Raw genomic sequence first — 20,076 nt, 5'->3', positions numbered from 1 at the left:
CCGGCCGTGATCGTCACTCTCGTCATCGTCCTCGCCCTCCTGTGCGCCGCCCTGGCCTGGGCCTTCCGCAAGCGACCCGCCGACCTCGCCGCGGAGCGGTGGATACGGACGCGGTTCGACCCCGCCGCCCACGGACTCGTCCCCCGGGACCAGCTCGACCCCCGCCGGGCCGGGCCCGAGCCCGACGGGGCGCGCGAGGCCGAGTCGCGCAAGGCGGTCGACGCCGCCGGCGACGGGGACTGGCCGGCGGTCGCCGCGTACGTCGACGCGGCCGGGACCGACTGGGACGAGCGCTGGTCGCGGATCGAACTGCTCACGCAGATCGCCTGCCGTGACGACCGGTGGCTGACCGACTGGCGCACCGCCCGGCCCGAGGACGGCGACGCCGGCACCGTGTACGCGCTCATGCTGATCCATGAGGCCTGGGCCGTCCGCGGCTCCGCGTACGCGCACCAGGTGCCCGACGCGGACATGCGCCAGTTCCGCGCGATGCTGCCCGCCGCGATGGCCGCCGCCCAGCAGGCCGCCGACCGCGCCCCGCACGACCCGGGCCCCTGGGTCGCCATGATCATGGCCTCGCGCGCGATGTCGTACTCGCACAGCCAGTTCCGCGACCTGTGGCAGAACCTGACCGCCCGCGCCCCGCACCACGTCGCCGCCCACTGGCAGGCCCTGCAGTACTGGTGCGCCAAGTGGCACGGCTCCGACGAGCTGATGTTCGACTTCGCCGTGCGCGCCGTCACCCAGGCCCCGTCCGGCAGCCTGCTGCCGGGCGTCTACCTGGACGCCCTCTGCGAGGCCGGCAAGCGTGCCGGCCGCACCGGCGTGTCCGGCGCCCAGGCCCGGGCACGGCTGGAGGACGTCGCGCGCCGCCTGGACTCCGTGCCGCAGGACCACGAGGACCTGCCGCGCCTGCGCCACCTGCTCGCGCACCACCTCGTGCAGGCGGGCGCGCACGCGGCGGCGCTGGAGCAGTTCCGGCACCTGGGGCCGTACTGCGGCGCGGCGCCGTGGCGGGACGACGACGCGGGCCCCGTGGCCGCCTTCGACCGCGCCCGCGCCCTGGCGGCCCGCGGCAGCACCCGCGGCTAGAGGTCTCCGGCGGATCGGGAACGGATCAAGGACGGATCAGGGGCGGATCAGGGGCGGATCAGGGGCGGACCGGGGAATCCCGGTCCCCCCTCCGCCGTTGTCAGGTACCGAGGAGGCCAACCATGTTCACGTACCGCCGTACGCCCGAGCTCCCCACCCGCGAGCAGGCCCTGAAGGGCCGTCCGACCCCGATGTTCGAGGTGCCGTCGCGGCACACCGTCCTCGGCAACCCCCTGACCGGGCCCTACCCGGAGCACCTGGAGGTCGCGGACTTCGCCCTCGGCTGCTTCTGGGGTGCCGAGCGGAAGTTCTGGCAGGTCCCGGGCGTGTGGACGACCCTGGTGGGCTACCAGGGCGGTTTCACCGAGAACCCCACGTACGAGGAGGTGTGCTCCGGCATGACCGGGCACACGGAGGTCGTGCGGGTGGTCTTCGACCCCGCGCAGGTCTCGTACGACACGCTGCTGAAGCTGTTCTGGGAGTCCCACGACCCCACCCAGGGCTTCCGCCAGGGCAACGACGTGGGCACCCAGTACCGCTCGGCCGTCTACACCCACTCCCCGGCCCACCAGGCGGCCGCCGAGGCCTCGCGTGAGGCCTACCAGCAGGTCCTGACCGGCTCCGGCTACGGCCAGATCACCACGGCGATCCTCCCGGCCGACGCCACGGAGCGCCCCTTCTGGCCGGCCGAGGCGTACCACCAGCAGTACCTCGACAAGAACCCGGCCGGCTACTGCGGCATAGGCGGCACGGGCGTCTCCTGCCCGATCGGCGTCGCCCCGGCGCGCGGGGAGTGAGCGTCAGCGGCCCGGCTCACCGTCTTCCAGGTAGCCGGGCCGCCGTCCCGCCAGGACGTGAAGAGCCTGAGCGGCCCGGCGCCGGGTACGGGGCGGGAGCCGGATCAGTGCGTCTTCCGGGGTGAGGAACGCGCACTCCGACAGTTCGTGGTCCCCGGGGTGCAGGTCGGCACTCCGGTGCCGGTCGAGCGTGCCGCCGTCCCAGCGGAAGGGTGGTGGGGTCGTGAGCACCTGACTGATACGCGGCTGTCCGGACAAAGGCACGTTCGGGCACTTGGTCAGGGACGGGACCACGGCCCACCCGGGTGCCCGCGGTGCGCTGCGGGCGCTGGTCTTCTGAGGGCTCCAGGCGGTCGCCCTGGTGTGGATCGTGGACCTGCTCCTGTCCCACCGGGACCGCCCGCACCGCCCGCACCGCCCGCTCCTGCACGACCGGGCGGGCGGCACACGAGTGGTACGGGCACGGAGCAGCACTGCCTGGTGCGCCGAGTGCCGTGACCGGAAAGGTTCGCCGGCGCCTCGCTTTGACAGTCGTATGCGGCTGGAGAAGAGTGGAAATGAGGTGCGGGGGCGGGGGTGTACCCGGATCGGAGGTCAGCGATGACCGCTGCCGACCGTGGCCACGCTCTGGATCATGTGGTCGTGGTGATGTTCGAGAACCGGTCGTTCGACAACCTGCTCGGGCGGTTGTACGAGCCGGGCGAGGTCGCCGCCTTCGAGGGGGTCCTCGGGAAGGAGCTGTCGAATCCGATCCCGGACTGGGTGGAGGACCGCAACGGCCGGTGGACCGTCCCGTACGGGGTCGCGGAGACGATGGACACGCCGAACCCGGACCCGGGCGAGGAGTACCAACACGTCAACACCCAGCTCTTCGGCGTGATCGACCCCGAGAGCAACCGGGGGGTGCTGGCGGAGAACATGGCCGCCCCGTTCAACACGCCGCCGCCCGGGCGGGCGCCGACGATGGACGGGTTCGTCACCGACTACGTCAGCGCGTTCACCGCCGAGACGGGCCGTCGGCCGAAGTACCACGAGTACGCGCAGATCATGGCCGGCTACACGCCGGAGCAGATGCCGGTGCTGTCCGCTCTGGCCCGGGGTTTCGGCGCGTTCGACCACTGGTTCGCCGAGGTGCCCTCGCAGACCTTCACCAACCGCTCGTTCTTCCACGCCGCGAGCGCCTCGGGTTTCGTCGTCAACGCCCCGTACGCCACCTTCCCGCTGCAGAACACGGCCGAGACGGTCTTCGAGCGGCTGGAGGCCGCCGGTCTGACCTGGCGGGTGTACGTGGACGCGCCGAGCCCGCTGCCGTTCACCGGGCTGATCCACGCACCACGGCTGCGCGAGCGCTTCGCCACCCACTTCGTCACCACGGACCGCTTCCTGGAGGACGCCGCCGCCGGCAGCCTGCCCACCTACGCATTCGTCGAGCCCAACCTGTGGCACGGCCACAACGACATGCACCCGCCGGAATCCGCCCTGCTCCAGGGCATCCCCTTCGACATGCCGTCCTCCCTGCTGGGCGGCGAGGCGCTCCTGGCCAGGATCTACGACGCCGTCCGTACGTCGCGCTCACCGGAGGGTTCGAACGCGCTCAACACGCTGCTGATGGTCGTCTTCGACGAGCACGGCGGCACCTACGACCACGTCCCCCCGCCCGCCGCCGTCCCCCCGCAGCCCGGTGCGCCGCCCGGGCAGATGGGCTTCGCCTTCGACCGGCTCGGCGTCCGCCTGCCCGCCATCGCCGTCTCCGCCTGGCTTCCCGCCCGCACCGTCATCAACGGCGTGCACCATCACACCTCGGTCATCCGCACCCTCCGCGAACGCTGGAACCTCGGCCCGCCCCTGACCGCCCGCGACGCCGACGCACCCGACCTCGCCCCCGTCCTGAGCCTGGAGCGCCCACGCGACCCGCAGGACTGGCCGGAGGTCACCGCCCGGCCCGTCCCCGCCTTCGACCAGGACCTGGTCCCCCCGGACGCACCGCTCAACCCGCTGGCCACCGCCCTCTTCCACGGCTACCTCGCCCTCGCCGGGCGGCTGGGCGCCGCCGTCCCCGTGATCGACGAAAACGCGCCCTTGAAGGGCCGGGAGGCCATGGCGATCGTCCATGAGAGCGCACACACGCTCTTCCCCGGCCTGCGCCCGCCGGCCGGCTGATCACCGCTCGTGCGGAGACTCCCGACTCGGCGCCCTAGAACTTCAGCTGGTAGTACGTGGTCCCGCGTTCGCGTACGTAGCCCAGTGACTCGTTGACCGCGCGCATCGGGCCGTTCTCGTCGGCGACGGTGGTGGCGATCTCGCGCAGTGCGGGGTGCGAGCCGCGGACCCCGGCCAGCATGCGCGCCTTGACGGCGCGGCCCAGGCCCCGGCCCCGGTGGGCGGGGACGACCACGGTGTCGTACTGCAGGGCGCGGTGCGCGCCGGGGTGGGGGAGCATCAGCTCGGTGTACGCCGCCAGCTCGCCGTCGGGCGCGACGGCGGCGACGGTGAGCAGTTCGCCGCCGCGGTCGACGACGAGCTGCTGGACGGCGCGCAGACGCTCGACGTTCCAGGTGGGGACGATCTCCTCCATGTCGCCGGAGGGGGCGTCGTCCATGGCGTTGTGCGCGGCGGCGGACGCCTCGGCGTGGGCGTCGGGGACGGGGCCGGACCAGGTGGTGCAGGTGTAGCCGGCGGGAGCGGCCCAGCCTGCGTCGTCGGGCCCGGCCGGGCCCTTCGGCACCTCCTGGACGTACCAGCCCATCGGCAGGACGGGGGCGAAGCCCTGGGCGCGGGCGAAGGCCTCGCCGGGCCCGTCGTCGATCATCGCGCTGACGGTGGTACGGCCCTGGGCGAGGAGCTCGGCGCGGACCTCCTCCCACAGGGCGGTGGCCACACCGCGCCGCCGGGCGTGCGGGACGACGGTGAGGACGTCGATGAAGGCGGAGTGCCGGTTCTCCTCGTCGGTGAACAGCAGCAGCGCCGCGATCCCCTCGTCCCCGGCGGCCCACTGCACGGACCGGCCGCGGACGGAGGGCACACGCAAACGGCCGGCCACCTCCACCCGGGAGGGGGCCGGCCACAGCGGACGGTCGGCGGCCCGGCCGGCGTCCAGCACCGCCAGCCAGGCGTCGACCTCGGGGTCGGTGGGGGGTACGGAGAGCAGTGTGATGGTCATGCTCCGGACCCTACGGCCCGCGCCGGGCATCGGCGCGGGCCTTTTTCGGGGGCGTCAGACCGCCGAACCGGCCTTCCATTCGGCCCAGTTCATGTTCCAGCCGTTCAGGCCGTTGTCCGGCTTGATGGTCTTGTCCGGCGAGTTCGTCACCGTCACCACGTCACCGAGCAGCGAGTTGTCGTAGAACCACGCGGCCGGCTGGTTGGGGTCGCCGGCGCCCTTGACGTCGTTCAGGCCGACGCAGCCGTGGCTGGTGTTGGCCGATCCGAAGATCGAATCGGCGCCCCAGTAGTTGCCGTGGATGAAGGTGCCCGAGGTCGACAGCCGCATCGCGTGCGGGACGTCCTTGATGTCGTACTCGCCCTTGCCGTCGTTGTCCGTGAAGCCGACGGTGGCGCCGTTCATCCGGGTCTCCTTGAACTTCTCGGAGATCACCATCTGGCCGTTGTACGTCGGGTTCTCGGGCGAGCCCGCGGAGATCGGGATCGTCTTGATGACCTGGCCGTCGCGCGTGACGGTCATCTTCTTCGTCTTGGCGTCGACGGTGGAGACCTGCGAGCGGCCGATCTTGAAGGTGGCGGTGCGGTTCTGCACGCCCTGGACGCCGGGGGCGCCCTGGACGCCGTCCAGCTTCATGTTCAGCGTGACGGTGGAGTTCGCCGTCCAGTAGTTCTCGGGGCGGAAGTCCAGGCGCTGCTCGTTGAACCAGTGGCCGACGATCTCCTGGCCGCTGGTGGAGGTGACGGTGATCGCCGACTGGACGGCCTTCTTGTCCTTGATCGGCTTGCTGAAGTTGATCGACACCGGCATGCCCACGCCGACCGTGGAGCCGTCCTCGGGGGTGAAGGAGCCGATGAAGCTGTTCTCGGGCGAGATGGTGGTGAAGGAGGAGTTCTCGTGCGCCTCGCGGCCCGACTCGTCCTTGGCGGTGGCCGCCAGCGCGTACTTCGTGGAGCGCTTGAGCGCGGCGTCCGGCTTCCAGCTCTTGCCGTCGGCGGCTATCTTGCCGGCGACCGCGGCACCCTCGGAGGTCTTGAGCTCGACCTTGGTGAGCGTGCCGTCGCTGACCGCGACGGTGGCCGAGTCGTTGATGCCGACGTTGGTGGCGCCGTCCTTGGGCGTGACGGTGATACGGGCCTTGGAGGCGTCCTTGGCCGCGGCCGCGTCGACGTCCGCCTGGGACTTGCTGGCCTCGCCGCCCTTGGGCTTCTCCTCGTCGCCTCCCCCGCACGCCGAGAGCACCAGTACGCCGCCGAGCACGGCGGACACGGCCGTGAGGGCCCTCCTCCGCCGCCTGCTGTCCGTCCTCACACGCCACTCCATCGTTGCCGGAACCCCGAAACTCATCCCCGGGCAGGGGGCACCGCCCCCTGCCTGGTCCTGACAACGCGGAAACACCCCGGTTCGGTTCCACACCCGCTGCGGATGTGTGCCAGCCCACGGTCAGGCGCTGTCACTCTCTTCCTCGAACACCCCATCTTCCTCGTCCATGTCCCACTCCAGGGACTCGGGGTCGTATTCGACCGGTTCTGTACTCCACGACGCCTGCGCGAGTTCGACTCCGGGCACGTCGACGACCAGGTCGGTGGGGTCGATGAGGTAGGCGAGGGCCTCCGACTCGTCCTTGCGGACGGCCGCTTCGGCGTGGGCGCGCTCCTCGTCCGGCATGAACTCGTCGGCCTGGATGTGGTCGAGGGCGGCTCCGGTGAGTGCATCCGGATCCGGTACCTCCAGAACCAAATCCACCCGAAGCCGCACATAACGTGATGTCTCAGCTGTGTCCATACGACGGAGAGTAAGCCTGAAGGAACCCCTGACTTTCCCGCGACCCGCCCCTTTCATTAGCATCGGCCCACACGGCCAATTCGCTGCTGCCACAAGGGGGATCGAACCGTGTCCGCACGTCGACCACTGCTCACCGCCCTCGGGGCGACCACCCTGCTCGGCGCCCTCTGGTTCGTCCCCTCCGCCAATGCCACGGCGCCCGGTGACACACCGGGCGGCTCGGCGGCGCCCGTGAGCGCCAACGCGCCCGCGGGGACGGCGGACCCGGGGGCGGCCACCACCACGGCCACCACCACGTCCACCACGGACGAGACGCAGCTCACACTCGCCGCCACCGGTGGCGTGGACACCACGCCCTACGTCCTGGGCGGCACGATGTGCCTGGGGATCGGGGCCGCCTTCGTGGCGTTCTCCGCGCGCCGGGCCCGGGCCCTGTAGCGCTTTTCGGCCAACCTCGGGAGGCCGCGCGGACGAACGGCGGAGGGCCGCACCCGTGACCGGGTGCGGCCCTCCGCCGTGCGCCGCGCGTTTGCGCTGCCGTTTGCGTCCGTCAGGCGAGCGGCCCGGTGACCGGTTCCACGGCGGCGACGAGAGCACCCGTACGGATGAACGCGTCGGCGGCGGCCAGGTCAGGCGCGAGGAAACGATCCGGCCCGGGGCCCTCGACGCCGGCCGTGCGGGCGGCGTCGATGGCGGCCTGGCTGGCGGGCGCCGGGACCAGGCCGGTCCGCAGCTCGATCGCGCGGGTGGCGGCGTACAGCTCGATGGCGACGATCCGCGTCAGGTTGTCGATCGCGGTCCGCAGCTTGCGGGCCGCCGACCAGCCCATGGAGACGTGGTCCTCCTGCATGGCGGAGGACGGGATGGAGTCGGCGGAGGCCGGGACGGCGAGCCGCTTCATCTCGCTGACCAGGGCGGCCTGCGTGTACTGGGCGATCATCAGACCGGAGTCGACGCCGGCGTCGTCCGCGAGGAACGGCGGCAGGCCGTGGCTGCGGTTCTTGTCGAGCAGCCGGTCGGTGCGGCGCTCGGCGATGGAGCCGAGGTCGGCGGCGGCGATGGCCAGGAAGTCCAGGACGTACGCGACGGGCGCGCCGTGGAAGTTGCCGTTGGACTCCACCCGGCCGTCGGGCAGGACGACGGGGTTGTCGACGGCGGAGGCCAGCTCGCGCGAGGCGACGAGGGCGGCGTGCGCGAGGGTGTCGCGGCCGGCGCCGGCGACCTGCGGGGCGCAGCGCACGGAGTAGGCGTCCTGGACGCGCGGGGAGTCGTCCTGGTGGTGACCGGTGAGCCCCGAGCCCTTGAGGACGGCGGCCATGTTCGCGGCGGAGGCGCCCTGGCCGGGGTGCGGGCGGATGGCGTGCAGCTCGGGGGCGAGCACCTTCTCCGTACCGAGCAGCGCCTCCAGGGAGAGGGCGGCGGTGATGTCGGCGGAGGTGTAGAGCTTCTGGAGGTCGGCGATGGCCATGACCAGCATGCCGAGCATGCCGTCGGTGCCGTTGAGGAGGGCCAGGCCCTCCTTCTCGCGCAGCTCGACGGGGGCGATGCCGGCCTCGGCGAGCAGCTCGCCCGCGGGGCGGACGGTGCCGTCGGGACCCTCGGCGTCGCCTTCGCCCATCAGGGCGAGGGCGCAGTGCGAGAGCGGGGCGAGGTCGCCGGAGCAGCCCAGGGAGCCGTACTCGTGGACGACCGGGGTGATGCCCGCGTTCAGGACGTCCGCCATGGTCTGGGCGACCTCGGGGCGCACGCCCGTGTGGCCGGAGGCGACCGTCTTCAGCCGCAGGAACATCAGGGCCCGTACGACCTCCCGCTCGACGCGCGGGCCCATGCCGGCGGCGTGCGAGCGGACGATGTTGCGCTGGAGCTGGGCGCGCAGCTCGGGCGAGATGTGCCGGGTGGCCAGCGCGCCGAAGCCGGTGGACACCCCGTAGACGGGCTCGGGCTTGGCCGCGAGCGCCTCGACGATCTCACGGGCGCGGGCGAGCGCCGCCAGCGCCTCGGCGGACAACTCGACCCGTGCGTTGCCACGGGCCACGGCGATGACGTCCTCGGCGGTGGTACCGGACGTCCCCACCACGACAGTGTGCATATCCATATTCAGCACCCTACGGACTGAATCCCTTCATGTCACTAGGTGGCCGCGTGCCCGGTCCGTCACTCGGTCCATCACTCGGTCCGTCACTCGGTCCGTCACTCGGGCCGCCACCCAGTCCCTCACCCGGCCCGTCGCCCGGGCCGCCGCGGCCGCGGAAGCGGCGGCGCTCGCCGGTACCGGGCTGCGGGGCGTCGGCGAGCCGCATCACGGCGGTGTCCCGGCCCGCCACGACCGGCTTGCCCGAGCGCGCCGCCTTGGCCTTGTACTGGGCGGCGTCGGCCAGCCGGAACAGCCGCCGGGAGGACTTCACGGGCCCGATCGGGTCCCCGGTGGACGCGACGCCGCAGGCCACGCCCTCCCCCAGCTCCAGCTCGGCGGCCCGTACGCACAGCTCCTCGGTGACGCGCACCACCTCGTCGGCGGACGGGCCCACGCTGAGCAGGCAGAACTCGTCGCCGCCGAGCCGGGCGACGAGCGTGCCGGGCAGCATGGCCCCGCACAGGCTCAGCACGGAGCCGAACCGCTCCAGCAGCCGGTCGCCCATGGCGTGGCCCAGGGTGTCGTTGACGGCCTTGAGGCCGTTCAGGTCGCAGACGACGAGGCTCACGACGGCCTGCTCGCGCCGGTGCTCCTCCAGGGCCTCGTCCAGGCGTACGTCGACGGCGCGGCGGTTGGCGAGCCCGGTCAGCGGATCGGTGAACGCCAGCCGCCGGGCCTCCTCCAGGCGCTCGTTCTGCGCGAGGCCGGCGGCGACGACGGCGGCGAGGACGCCCGCGAACTCGGCGTCGTCCTCGTCGAAGTCCGGCAGCCCCTCGTCGCGGGCGACGTACAGCTCGCCCCAGGCCCGGCCGCTGAGCACGAGGGGCGCGACGACGCACGTACCGCGGCCGCGGCGGCGCAGGGTCTCGCCGCGGCGGCCGGGCCGGTCGTCGACGACGCTCTCCACCCAGGCGTGCGGCCCGCCGCCGCCGGCCCAGCGCTCGTGCAGGAACTCGGTGATCTCGGGGAAGTCGTGGACCGGGTACGACTCGTCGGCGGGGAACTCCGCCTCGCCCTCGCGCCGCTCGCCCTCGTTGACGAGCACCCGCAGCCGGCCGTGTTCCCGCTCCCAGGCGGAGATCGCGGCGAAGGACCCGTCCATGGCCAGCCGCGCCCCGCGCGCGGCGGCCCGCACACTGTCCCGCGGCGCCCGCGCCGCGGCCATGGCCTGCGCGAGCCCGACGACGGCCCGCAGCCGCCCATCCACTCCCATCACCCAAGGCTAGGCAGTTTTGTCCGATTCGGCGCCGCTGAACGCGGCATCCGACACCACCGGCCGCCCGCGGGCCCGGCAACCCGGCCGGCGGGCGGTGGGCGGCCCACCCGGCGGGGCCCGCCCGCCGGGGGTCCGGCCGGGCGGGTTACTCGCCCGGCCAGTTCGGGCGGCGCTTTTCGTTGAACGCCGCCACGCCCTCCGCGCGGTCGCCCGAGAACGCCACCGTGCGCCACGCCGCGTCCTCGATCTCCAGGCCCGCCGCCAGGTCCATGCCGTGACCCAGCCGCAGCGCCCGCTTCGCGGCCCGCAGGCCCACCGGGGAGTTGGCCGCCATCCGGGTGGCCAGCGCCAGTGCCTCCGTACGGTCGGTGCCCGCCGGGACCACCGAGTCGACCAGCCCCAGGGCCAGCGCCTCCGCGGCCTCCACCCGCCGCGCCGTGAAGATCAGCTCGGCCGCCCGGGCCGCGCCCACGCGCCGCGGCAGCAGCTGCGTACCGCCGCCGCCCGGGATCACGCCCACCGAGACCTCCGGCAGCCCCACGACCGCGCTCTCGTCCGCCACGATCACGTCGCACGCCAGCGCCAGCTCGAAGCCGCCGCCCAGGGCGAAGCCGTGCACCGCCGCGATCGTCGGCATCGGCAGCTCCAGCACGCCCCCGTACGCGCCCCGCGTGGTCGGCCGCTGCCGCACCAGCTCCGCGTCCGACATCGCGTTGCGCTCCTTGAGGTCGGCGCCCACGCAGAACGCCCGCTCGTGCGTCGAGGTCACCACCACGACCCGCGCCGAGGCGTCCGCCGACAGCGCCGCGCACGCCGCCCCGATCGACCGCGCCATCTGCGTGGAGACCGCATTCATCGCCTTCGGACGGTCCAGCGCGAGCTCCACGACCCCGTCGGCGAACCGCCGTACGGCGACGAACTCCCCGAAGCGCTCCTCCGGCCGCTCCGGCTCCGCGAACTGCACCGGCTGCTGCGGCTGCTGCGGCTGCTCCGACATGGCGACGAACCTCCCCGGTTAACGAACGTTACCCGGGGATCTTAGGCTCCCGCCGCGTCAGCAACCAGGGCTCCACGACCCCCAGCCCGCGCACCGGCCGCTGCCACATCGGCTGCAGCGCGAAACGGTGCGGCGCCGCGCCCTCCTCGGCCGCCTCCTCCTCCGCCTGCTTCTCCGACCGCGGCGCGTCCCCCGTGCGCACCAGCTCCTCCGCCAGTGCCCCGTCCACCAGCACCGCGTCCTTCGGCGCTATGGAGGTCAGCCGGCTCGCCAGGTTCACGGTCGTCCCGAAGACGTCGCCCATCCGGGTCGTCACCGTCCCGAACGCCATGCCCACCCGCAGCTCCGGCATGGTCGGATCCGCTTCCATCGTCTCGATCAGCCGCAGCGCGATCTCCGCCGCCGTCCGGGCGTCGTCCGCCGCGTACAGCACCTCGTCGCCCAGGGTCTTGATCAGCCGGCCGCCGTGCGCGGCCACCAGGTCCGCCGCCGTCGTCTCGAAGGCCTCGACCAGCTCGCCGAGCTCCTCCTCCTCCAGCCGCCTGGTCAGCCGGGTGAAACCCACCAGGTCCGCGAAGCCGACCGCGAGCCGCCGGTCGACCATCTCCTCGTCGTCGGCCGCCTGCACCACCCGGCCCGTCGCGGCCGCCAGCTGCCGCCGCCAGACGTAGACCAGGAACTCCTCCAGCTCCGGCAGCAGCAGCTCCACCAGCGGGTACGTGACCTCCGTGCGGGTCATCCCCGGCTCCGGCGGCTCCGTCAGCCCCTCCAGGAAGGAGTCGATCTGCCACTCCGCCAGCCGCGCCGTGGTCTGCCCCGTCGACCGGGCCACCTGCACGGCCATCGGCTCGCTCAGCAGCCCCGCCTCCACCAGACCCGCCAGCCGCCGCAGCGCCAGCACGTCCGCCTCCGTCAGCGCCCGGGCCTGGCCGATGTCGGCGAAGCCCATCGCCCGCCAGAAACGGGACGCCAGCTCCATCGAGACGCCGGCGCTGCGGGCCGCCTGGAACGGGGTGTAGCGGCGCTCGGCGCCCAGGATCAGCTGCTCCAGCCGGATGGCGAGCGGATCCGCCGTCGGGTGGGCCGTGTGGTCGACCTCGTGCAGGGGCGTGTGCTGGTCCCGCCCGATGGGCGTGCTCGGCCCTGAGGAGCCGGAGCCCCGGCCGTGAGCAGCCCCGGGGGACGTGTCGTCGACGGTCAAGGGCCGCCTCCTGTCCATTCCGTACGCACTGCCCTGCCGAACCGGGTGATCACCGGGATCATCCGCCGATCGCCTAAACCATACGGCAGGTGTGCCGTAGCTCACTCCCTGGTCCCCGGGCCGGGCCCGCGCCCCGGACCCGCGTCCGGGGCCGGACCCGCCCGCACACCCCTTCGGCCGCCTACCGCACCGGCCTCAGGTGGACGACGTCACCGGCCCCCACGGCCTCCCGCTCGCCCTCGGCCGTACGGACGACCAGACGCCCGTCGGAGTCCACGGCCTCCGCCGTGCCGGTCAGCTCGCGGCCGCCCGGCAGCTCGGCGCGGACGTGGCGGCCCAGGGTCGAGCAGCCGGCGGCGTACGTCTCCTGCAGCCCGCTGGAGGCCGGGTCGCCGCCGGCCTCCCGCCAGTCGGCGTACCACTGCTCCAGGGACCGCAGGACGGCCTTGAGCAGCGGCTCGCGGTCGGTGACCTTCGCCTGCGCCAGCAGCAGCGAGCCGGCCCCCGGGACCGGCAGCTCGTCCTCCGTGAGCGTGACGTTGAGTCCGATGCCGATGATCACCCCGTCCCCGGTGCGCTCCGCGAGGATCCCGCCGGCCTTGCGCTCCTCGCCGTCCACGGTGACCAGCAGGTCGTTGGGCCACTTGAGTGCGGTGTCGACGCCGGCCGCCCGGGAGAGCGCGCCGGCGGTGGCCACCCCGGCGAGCAGGGTCAGCCAGCCCCAGCGCTCCTGCGGCACGTCGGGACCGGGCCTGAGCAGCACGGAGAAGAACAGCCCCGACCGCGCCGGCGCCACCCAGCTGCGGTCCAGCCGCCCCCGCCCGGCGCTCTGCTCCTCGGCGACGAGCACGGCCCCCTCGGGCAGCTCCGCGGCCCGCGCGGTGAGGTCGGAATTGGTGGACCCGGTCGCCGCGACGACCTCGACCGAGGTCCACAGGCTGTCCGGGGTGACGAGTGCCCGCTGCAGGGCGGCGGCGTTCAGGGGCGGCCGGTCGAGACTCGACCAGCGCGCGGCGGAAGGTCCGGCTGAGGCATCTGATGGCATCGAATTTCCCTTGCGTGGAGACCCTGGCCGGCGGCCGGGAAGGCAGCGCACCATCGGACCGGAGCCCGCGGTGCGCGCCCCCCGCGTAACACGTCGTCCCGGTTTGTGTTCGGATCGTGACTGCCCCTAGCTTCCCCCACTGTGGGAAGTTCTTCGGTCAAGCGTGCGTTCAAGTTCCGCTTCTACCCGACCGATGCCCAGGTGGCGGAGCTGTCAGGGACGTTCGGCTGCGTGCGAAAGGTCTACAACCTGGCACTCGCCGCCCGCTCGGAGGCCCGGTCCCGCCAGCTGACACTGGCGAAGCTGGGTGCCCCGCTGAACGTCGTATGGTCCCGTCCACTGCCTCCGGACGCCATGCCTTCGACGGTCGTCGTCTCCCGTGACGCGGCCGGCCGCTGGTTCGTCTCGCTCTTGTGCGAGGACGTCCCCACCCCCCTGCCCGCGGCGACGGCGGCCGTGGGAATCGACCTGGGTCTGACGACGCTCGCGACCCTGTCGACGGGCGAGAAGGTGCCCAACCCGACGCCGGAACGCAAGGACCGGGTGCGCCTGGCCCGAGCTCAGCGATCACTGTCACGAAAGGAGAAGGGCAGCAGGAACCGAGCCAAGGCCCGGGCACGCGTCGCCCGAATCCACGCCCGGATCTCTGACCGGCGCAACGATCACCTGCACAAACTGACGACTCGACTCGTGCGCGAAAACCAAACGCTCGTGATCGAGGACCTGTACGTCCGCGGGCTGGTCAAGAACCGCGCTCTGGCTCGGGCCATCTCCGATGCCGCGTGGAGCGAATTCCGTCGCATGCTTGCCTACAAAGCTGCCTGGTACAGACGCGAGCTGATCATCGTCGACCGGTTCTTTCCCAGCACCCGGCTGTGCTCGGCCTGCGGGGCGCCCGCCGGAGCCATGCCCCTCAAGGTCCGGGAGTGGACCTGCGGGAGCTGCGGAACCCTGCATGACCGCGACGGCAACGCAGCGATCAATCTTCTGGCCGCCGGGTCGGCGGTCTCAGCCTGTGGAGCGGGTAGAGGACCCCGACGGGCGCGGCTGGGCCGCATGCCCGTCGGGGCGGCGCGCGGCGAAACAGGAAGGCCCGCCCGCGAGGGCGGGAACCCGCTCCCTAAGGGTGCCGGGCAGGCCAAGCAAGCCACAGTAGGTGTGTCAAACGCCGCACTGCCGAGCGACGTGGCCGCCGATACGCTACGCACCAGTAGCCAGCAGTAGTCAATCAATTGACCAGGCAGTTGACACCACGCAGGGAGCCGGGACCCCGATGTCACAACCCTCCGAGCCGATCGACATCCACACCACCGCGGGGAAGATCGCGGATCTGCAGCGACGCATCGACGAGGCCACGCACGCCGGGTCCGCACGCGCGGTGGAGAAGCAGCACGCCAAGGGCAAGCTGACGGCCCGTGAGCGGATCGCGCTGCTGCTGGACGAGGGCTCGTTCGTCGAGCTGGACGAGTTCGCCCGGCACCGTTCGACCAACTTCGGGCTGGAGAAGACCCGCCCCTACGGTGACGGCGTCGTCACCGGGTACGGGACCGTCGACGGGCGTCCGGTGGCCGTCTTCTCGCAGGACTTCACCGTCTTCGGCGGGGCCCTCGGCGAGGTCTACGGGCAGAAGATCATGAAGGTCATGGACTTCGCCCTGAAGACCGGCTGCCCCCTCATCGGCATCAACGACTCCGGCGGCGCCCGGATCCAGGAAGGGGTCAGCGCGCTGGGGATGTACGGCGAGATCTTCCGCCGCAACGTCCACGCCTCCGGCGTGATCCCGCAGATCAGCCTGGTCGTCGGCCCCTGTGCGGGCGGTGCGGTGTACTCCCCCGCCATCACCGACTTCACGGTCATGGTCGACCAGACCTCGCACATGTTCATCACCGGTCCGGACGTCATCAAGACCGTCACCGGCGAGGACGTCGGCTTCGAGGAGCTGGGCGGCGCCCGCACCCACAACAGCACCTCCGGGGTCGCCCACCACATGGCGGGCGACGAGAAGGACGCCATCGAGTACGTCAAGTCGCTCCTGTCGTACCTGCCCTCGAACAACCTCTCGGAGCCGCCCGCCTTCCCCGAGGAGGCGGACACCGAGGTCAGCGACGCCGACCGCGAGCTCGACGTGCTGATCCCGGACAGCGCCAACCAGCCGTACGACATGCACGCCGTGATCGAGCACGTGCTGGACGAGGGCGAGTTCCTGGAGACCCAGTCGCTGTTCGCGCCGAACATCGTCACCGGCTTCGGCCGGGTCGAGGGCCACCCGGTCGGCATCGTCGCCAACCAGCCCATGCAGTTCGCCGGCTGCCTGGACATCAACGCCTCCGAGAAGGCCGCCCGGTTCGTCCGTACGTGCGACGCTTTCAACATCCCGGTGCTGACGTTCGTCGACGTGCCGGGCTTCCTGCCGGGCACCGACCAGGAGTACAACGGAATCATCCGGCGCGGCGCCAAGCTGATCTACGCGTACGCCGAGGCCACCGTCCCCCTGATCACCGTCATCACCCGCAAGGCCTTCGGCGGCGCGTACGACGTCATGGGCTCCAAGCACCTGGGCGCGGACCTCAACCTCGCCTGGCCGACCGCGCAGATCGCCGTCATGGGCGCGCAGGGCGCGGTGAACATCCTGCACCGGCGCGTGCTGGCCGAGGCGGAGGCCGCCGGGGACGCCGAGGCGACCCGCGCGCGGCTGATCACCGAGTACGAGGACACGCTGCTCAACCCGTACACCGCGGCCGAGCGCGGCTACATCGACGCGGTGAGCATGCCGTCGGAGACCCGGGCGCACATCGTCAAGGGCCTGCGGCAGCTGCGAACCAAGCGGGAGGCGCTGCCGCCGAAGAAGCACGGCAACATCCCCCTCTAGTCCCTGTCAGGAGGACGCTGTGGTGATCAAGGTCGTCAAGGGCAACCCGACCCCGGAGGAGCTGGCCGCCGCACTGGCGGTGGTCCAGGCGCGCGCGGCGGCGCTGGCGTCGGCGCCGTCGGGCGCGGCTCGGGTGGCGGACGCGTGGGCGGATCCGGCCCAGGTGGCGCGGCGCCGGCTGCCGCACCCGGGGCCGGCGGCGTGGGGCCGTACGTACTGGCCGGCGTAAGTCGACGCGGGACCGGGACCCGTCCGGGACGAGGACCGGGTGGCGCCTGAGTACCCGTACTCAGGCGCCACCGGCGTCTTCGGGGCCAGGATCGGAGCATGCTCTGGTCCGACCCGAAGAACGAGCCGCCGAAGGACATGCGCGACGCGCAGTCCATGTTCCGGCGGATGATCGTCGTGCTCGCGCTCGCGATGCTCGTCGTGGTGTACGTCCTGGGCGTGGGCGGCATCAGATAGGGCTTCCGGCGGCCCCTACGATGGCGGGCATGACTGCCGAACCGCGTGCCCTGGTCCTCGCCTCCGCCTCCCCCGCCCGGCTGAACCTGCTGCGCCAGGCCGGGCTGTCGCCGCACGTGATCGTCAGCGGCTTCGACGAGGACGCGCTGAGCGCGGACACCCCGTCCGAGCTGGCGCTCGCGCTGGCGGAGGCCAAGGCGGGCGTGGTGGCGGGCCTGCCGGAGGCCGCCGGGGCGCTGGTGATCGGCTGCGACTCGGTGCTGGAGCTGGACGGCGAGGCGCTGGGCAAGCCGGCCGACGCCGAGGAGGCCACGGCCCGCTGGAAGTCGATGCGCGGGCGGGCCGGCGTCCTGCGGACCGGGCACTGCGTGATCGACACCGCGAACGGGCGTCAGGTCTCGGCGACGGCGTCCACGACGGTGCGGTTCGGCGAGGTGACGGACGCGGAGATCGCCGCGTACGTGGCGAGCGGCGAGCCGCTGCACGTGGCGGGCGCGTTCACGCTGGACGGCCTGTCGGCGCCGTTCATCGACGGGATCGACGGGTGCGCGGGCAACGTCATCGGGCTGTCGATGCCGCTGCTGCGCTCGCTGCTGGGCGAACTGGACGTGCCGGTCACGGACTTGTGGGCGTGACCGAGGCCCCCGGCAGGGGGCCGGGCGCCGGCCCAGCCGCCGGCCCCGGGCCCGGCTGCAGCCCCGGCCCCGGCTCGCGCTTCGGGTAGAGCGTCAGGACGAGCACCAGCAGGCACAGGATCACCATCAGGGCGGCGAACGCGCCCCAGCCGACCAGGGCGGCCACCACGGCCCCCAGGAAGCCGTGGGTGACCGCCGCGGCGATCAGGACGACGCGGGCGAGGCGGGCGGGCGCGCGGTCGCGGACGGCGGCGACGACGAGCAGGACGGCGCACAGCGTCAGGAAGCCGCCCATGCCGGCACCCAGGACATAGGTCGCCGTGGACATGACATCCGGATCGCTGCCCGCGATCGACATCGACTGGTTCGCGGTCGTCGCGCCCAGCACGACGTGGACGACCACGAGCACCGCCGCCTCGGCGACGAGCACGGCCGCGGCCACCCCGGCCACGATTCTGCGCAGCACGACAGCCCCACCCCTCCACACAAGCGTGTTCGACGTGACGCCACGGAGGCTACTAACGGGTAATCCAGGGGACAAGGGGTGCGACACGGGGCTCCGCAGCGGTTCTGGGGTCGCCGCCCGGGGACGGTAGGGCAAAGAATGGATGGACCGTTCGTAGGGACTCCACAAAGATTCGGCGCGGCCCGATGTTCCGGCAGACAGAGACCTTGGCCACACGACGGGGTTACTGTGCAGTCGGGGAACCCCCTGACCTGGGGCGCCACAAGGGTTTTCGAGGCTTGAACGAGCCTCGAATCACGCTCTGTGTGGGCAAGCTCACCTCTGGAGACGGGTCGAAAGGCCGTGTCGGCTGTCCCTAAACTCAGCTTGTTTCAAGGAGGGAGCCATCGTGCGCAAGGTGCTCATCGCCAACCGTGGCGAAATCGCTGTCCGCGTTGCCCGGGCCTGCCGGGACGCAGGGATCGCGAGCGTCGCCGTCTACGCCGATCCGGACCGGGACGCTCTTCATGTCCGCGCGGCAGACGAAGCTTTCGCGTTGGGCGGTGACACCCCGGCAGCCAGCTACCTCGACATCGCGAAGGTCCTTCAGGCCGCCGCCGATTCCGGCGCCGACGCCATCCACCCCGGATACGGCTTCCTCTCGGAGAACGCCGACTTCGCGCAGGCCGTCCTCGACGCGGGCCTGACCTGGATCGGCCCGCCGCCGCAGGCCATCCGTGACCTCGGTGACAAGGTCGCCGCCCGGCACATCGCCCAGCGCGCCGGTGCGCCGCTGGTCGCCGGCACCCCGGACCCGGTCTCGGGCGCCGACGAGGTCGTCGCGTTCGCCCAGGAGCACGGTCTGCCGATCGCGATCAAGGCCGCCTTCGGCGGCGGCGGCCGCGGCCTGAAGGTCGCCCGCACCCTGGAGGAGGTCCCGGAGCTGTACGAGTCGGCGGTCCGCGAGGCCGTCGCCGCGTTCGGCCGCGGCGAGTGCTTCGTCGAGCGCTACCTCGACAAGCCCCGCCACGTGGAGACCCAGTGCCTGGCCGACTCCCACGGCAACGTGGTCGTCGTCTCCACCCGTGACTGCTCCCTCCAGCGCCGGCACCAGAAGCTGGTCGAGGAGGCCCCGGCGCCGTTCCTCTCCGCCGAGCAGAACAAGCAGCTGTACGCCGCCTCGAAGGCCATCCTGAAGGAGGCCGGCTACGTCGGCGCCGGCACGGTGGAGTTCCTCGTCGGCATGGACGGCACCATCTCCTTCCTCGAGGTCAACACCCGCCTCCAGGTCGAGCACCCGGTCACCGAGGAGGTCACCGGCATCGACCTCGTACGGGAGATGTTCCGCATCGCCGACGGCGAGGCCCTCGGCTACGGCGACCCGGAGCTGCGCGGGCACTCCTTCGAGTTCCGCATCAACGGTGAGGACCCGGGCCGGGGCTTCCTGCCCGCCCCCGGCACCGTGACCGTCTTCAACCCGCCCACCGGTCCGGGCGTGCGCCTGGACGCGGGCGTGGAGTCCGGCTCCGTGATCGGCCCCGCCTGGGACTCGCTCCTGGCCAAGCTGATCGTCACCGGCGCCACCCGCCAGCAGGCCCTGCAGCGCGCCGCCCGCGCGCTGGCCGAGTTCAACGTCGAGGGCATGGCCACCGCCATCCCCTTCCACCGCGCGGTCGTCGCCGACCACGCGTTCGCCCCCGCCGACGGCAACCCGTTCACGGTCCACACCCGCTGGATCGAGACCGAGTTCGTCAACGAGATCCCGGCGTTCGCGGCCCCCGCGGCCGAGGAGACCGAGGACGAGCCGGGCCGCGAGACGGTCGTCGTCGAGGTCGGCGGCAAGCGCCTCGAGGTCTCCCTGCCGTCCTCGCTGGGCATGACGCTGGCCCGGACCGCCGCCGCGGGCGGGGCCAAGCCCAAGCGCCGCGTCGCCAAGAAGTCCGGCCCGGCCGCCTCCGGCGACACCCTCGCCTCGCCGATGCAGGGCACCATCGTCAAGGTCGCGGTGGAGGAGGGCCAGGAGGTCGCCGAGGGCGACCTGGTCGTCGTCCTGGAGGCCATGAAGATGGAGCAGCCCCTCAACGCCCACCGCTCGGGCACCGTCGTGGGCCTGACCGCCCAGGTCGGCGGCTCGGTGACGTCGGGCGCGACGATCTGCGAGATCAAGGACTGACCTCGCACCGCACGGCATGAGGAAGCCCCCGCCCGGGATCGGGCGGGGGCTTCGTCGTACAT

The 20,076-nt window shown here is 72.5% G+C and carries 19 protein-coding genes; 10 read left to right on the top strand and 9 right to left on the bottom strand.

The window, feature by feature from the left end; all coding sequences use genetic code 11:
* The first annotated feature begins 6 nt into the window (after positions 1–6).
* The 3 genes from ACZ6KO_RS15595 (at position 7) to ACZ6KO_RS15585 (ending at position 4,049) form a co-directional block, all read left to right on the top strand.
* Positions 7–1,092 carry a DUF4034 domain-containing protein gene (locus tag ACZ6KO_RS15595; protein WP_469304504.1) on the top strand — a complete coding sequence of 362 codons (1,086 nt, stop codon included), beginning with the start codon at positions 7–9 and terminating at the stop codon, positions 1,090–1,092.
* A gap of 122 nt (positions 1,093–1,214) precedes the next feature.
* A complete protein-coding gene (gene msrA / locus ACZ6KO_RS15590) occupies positions 1,215–1,889 on the top strand; it encodes a peptide-methionine (S)-S-oxide reductase MsrA (protein WP_469304503.1) in 675 nt (224 codons plus the stop codon).
* Positions 1,890–2,531: 642 nt separating this feature from the next.
* On the top strand, positions 2,532–4,049 hold the full coding sequence (locus tag ACZ6KO_RS15585; protein ID WP_469304502.1) for an alkaline phosphatase family protein: 1,518 nt from the start codon (positions 2,532–2,534) through the stop codon (positions 4,047–4,049).
* A gap of 34 nt (positions 4,050–4,083) precedes the next feature.
* Here the strand turns inward: ACZ6KO_RS15585 and ACZ6KO_RS15580 are convergent, their stop codons facing one another.
* The 3 genes from ACZ6KO_RS15580 to ACZ6KO_RS15570 form a co-directional block, all read right to left on the bottom strand.
* Positions 4,084–5,049, bottom strand: coding sequence for a GNAT family N-acetyltransferase (locus ACZ6KO_RS15580; protein ID WP_469304501.1), 966 nt, complete (start codon positions 5,047–5,049; stop codon positions 4,084–4,086).
* Between the two features lie 54 nt (positions 5,050–5,103).
* A complete protein-coding gene (locus ACZ6KO_RS15575; protein WP_469304500.1) occupies positions 5,104–6,372 on the bottom strand; it encodes a L,D-transpeptidase in 1,269 nt (422 codons plus the stop codon).
* A 120-nt stretch (positions 6,373–6,492) separates the two neighbouring features.
* The gene (locus ACZ6KO_RS15570) at positions 6,493–6,795 is read right to left on the bottom strand and encodes a hypothetical protein (RefSeq protein WP_469304499.1); all 303 of its coding nucleotides are present in this window, start codon (positions 6,793–6,795) and stop codon (positions 6,493–6,495) included.
* A gap of 147 nt (positions 6,796–6,942) precedes the next feature.
* Here ACZ6KO_RS15570 and ACZ6KO_RS15565 point away from each other — a divergent pair, with 147 nt between their 5' ends.
* A complete protein-coding gene (locus ACZ6KO_RS15565) occupies positions 6,943–7,272 on the top strand; it encodes a hypothetical protein (RefSeq protein WP_469304498.1) in 330 nt (109 codons plus the stop codon).
* A gap of 112 nt (positions 7,273–7,384) precedes the next feature.
* Here ACZ6KO_RS15565 and hutH read toward each other — a convergent pair whose 3' ends face one another.
* The 5 genes from hutH to ACZ6KO_RS15540 form a co-directional block, all read right to left on the bottom strand.
* Positions 7,385–8,923 (bottom strand): histidine ammonia-lyase, encoded by a 1,539-nt coding sequence (hutH, locus tag ACZ6KO_RS15560; protein WP_469304980.1) that lies wholly within the window; start codon positions 8,921–8,923, stop codon positions 7,385–7,387.
* A gap of 16 nt (positions 8,924–8,939) precedes the next feature.
* The gene (locus ACZ6KO_RS15555) at positions 8,940–10,181 is read right to left on the bottom strand and encodes a GGDEF domain-containing protein (protein ID WP_469304497.1); all 1,242 of its coding nucleotides are present in this window, start codon (positions 10,179–10,181) and stop codon (positions 8,940–8,942) included.
* A 148-nt stretch (positions 10,182–10,329) separates the two neighbouring features.
* The gene (locus ACZ6KO_RS15550) at positions 10,330–11,181 is read right to left on the bottom strand and encodes an enoyl-CoA hydratase-related protein (protein ID WP_469304496.1); all 852 of its coding nucleotides are present in this window, start codon (positions 11,179–11,181) and stop codon (positions 10,330–10,332) included.
* Positions 11,182–11,209: 28 nt separating this feature from the next.
* Positions 11,210–12,382 carry an adenylate/guanylate cyclase domain-containing protein gene (locus ACZ6KO_RS15545; protein WP_469304495.1) on the bottom strand — a complete coding sequence of 391 codons (1,173 nt, stop codon included), beginning with the start codon at positions 12,380–12,382 and terminating at the stop codon, positions 11,210–11,212.
* A 181-nt stretch (positions 12,383–12,563) separates the two neighbouring features.
* Entirely contained in the window at positions 12,564–13,427 is an 864-nt protein-coding gene (locus ACZ6KO_RS15540; protein WP_469304494.1) for a biotin--[acetyl-CoA-carboxylase] ligase, read from the bottom strand.
* A gap of 141 nt (positions 13,428–13,568) precedes the next feature.
* Between ACZ6KO_RS15540 and ACZ6KO_RS15535 the strand changes: the two genes are divergently transcribed.
* The 5 genes from ACZ6KO_RS15535 (at position 13,569) to ACZ6KO_RS15515 (ending at position 17,396) form a co-directional block, all read left to right on the top strand.
* Positions 13,569–14,651, top strand: a complete 1,083-nt coding sequence (locus tag ACZ6KO_RS15535; protein ID WP_469304493.1) for an RNA-guided endonuclease InsQ/TnpB family protein — start codon at positions 13,569–13,571, stop codon at positions 14,649–14,651.
* Between the two features lie 49 nt (positions 14,652–14,700).
* Positions 14,701–16,296, top strand: coding sequence for an acyl-CoA carboxylase subunit beta (locus tag ACZ6KO_RS15530; protein ID WP_469304492.1), 1,596 nt, complete (start codon positions 14,701–14,703; stop codon positions 16,294–16,296).
* A gap of 19 nt (positions 16,297–16,315) precedes the next feature.
* On the top strand, positions 16,316–16,525 hold the full coding sequence (locus tag ACZ6KO_RS15525; RefSeq protein WP_469304491.1) for an acyl-CoA carboxylase epsilon subunit: 210 nt from the start codon (positions 16,316–16,318) through the stop codon (positions 16,523–16,525).
* A 98-nt stretch (positions 16,526–16,623) separates the two neighbouring features.
* Positions 16,624–16,761, top strand: coding sequence for a morphogenic membrane protein MmpB (mmpB, locus tag ACZ6KO_RS15520; protein ID WP_469304490.1), 138 nt, complete (start codon positions 16,624–16,626; stop codon positions 16,759–16,761).
* 20 nt (positions 16,762–16,781) lie between these two features.
* Positions 16,782–17,396 (top strand): nucleoside triphosphate pyrophosphatase, encoded by a 615-nt coding sequence (locus ACZ6KO_RS15515; protein ID WP_469304489.1) that lies wholly within the window; start codon positions 16,782–16,784, stop codon positions 17,394–17,396.
* Here the strand turns inward: ACZ6KO_RS15515 and ACZ6KO_RS15510 are convergent.
* A complete protein-coding gene (locus ACZ6KO_RS15510) occupies positions 17,377–17,862 on the bottom strand; it encodes a hypothetical protein (protein ID WP_469304488.1) in 486 nt (161 codons plus the stop codon). The genes ACZ6KO_RS15515 and ACZ6KO_RS15510 overlap by 20 nt on opposite strands.
* Before the next feature lie 388 nt (positions 17,863–18,250).
* Here ACZ6KO_RS15510 and ACZ6KO_RS15505 point away from each other — a divergent pair, with 388 nt between their 5' ends.
* Positions 18,251–20,014, top strand: coding sequence for an acetyl/propionyl/methylcrotonyl-CoA carboxylase subunit alpha (locus ACZ6KO_RS15505; RefSeq protein ID WP_469304487.1), 1,764 nt, complete (start codon positions 18,251–18,253; stop codon positions 20,012–20,014).
* The last annotated feature ends 62 nt before the right edge of the window (positions 20,015–20,076 follow it).

This window comes from Streptomyces sp. NPDC042102 (assembly GCF_055582305.1).
This window is presented reverse-complemented; position numbering and strand designations above follow the sequence as displayed.

Excerpts from the sequence above, each read along its gene's own strand:
- msrA (WP_469304503.1), top strand. The coding sequence starts at position 1,215 with ATGTTCACGTACCGCCGTACGCCCGAGCTCCCCACCCGCGAGCAGGCC.
- ACZ6KO_RS15580 (WP_469304501.1), bottom strand. The coding sequence starts at position 5,049 with ATGACCATCACACTGCTCTCCGTACCCCCCACCGACCCCGAGGTCGAC.
- ACZ6KO_RS15575 (WP_469304500.1), bottom strand. The coding sequence starts at position 6,372 with ATGGAGTGGCGTGTGAGGACGGACAGCAGGCGGCGGAGGAGGGCCCTC.
- hutH (WP_469304980.1), bottom strand. The coding sequence starts at position 8,923 with ATGCACACTGTCGTGGTGGGGACGTCCGGTACCACCGCCGAGGACGTC.
- ACZ6KO_RS15555 (WP_469304497.1), bottom strand. The coding sequence starts at position 10,181 with ATGGGAGTGGATGGGCGGCTGCGGGCCGTCGTCGGGCTCGCGCAGGCC.
- ACZ6KO_RS15550 (WP_469304496.1), bottom strand. The coding sequence starts at position 11,181 with ATGTCGGAGCAGCCGCAGCAGCCGCAGCAGCCGGTGCAGTTCGCGGAG.
- ACZ6KO_RS15540 (WP_469304494.1), bottom strand. The coding sequence starts at position 13,427 with ATGCCATCAGATGCCTCAGCCGGACCTTCCGCCGCGCGCTGGTCGAGT.
- ACZ6KO_RS15530 (WP_469304492.1), top strand. The coding sequence starts at position 14,701 with ATGTCACAACCCTCCGAGCCGATCGACATCCACACCACCGCGGGGAAG.
- mmpB (WP_469304490.1), top strand. The coding sequence starts at position 16,624 with ATGCTCTGGTCCGACCCGAAGAACGAGCCGCCGAAGGACATGCGCGAC.
- ACZ6KO_RS15515 (WP_469304489.1), top strand. The coding sequence starts at position 16,782 with ATGGCGGGCATGACTGCCGAACCGCGTGCCCTGGTCCTCGCCTCCGCC.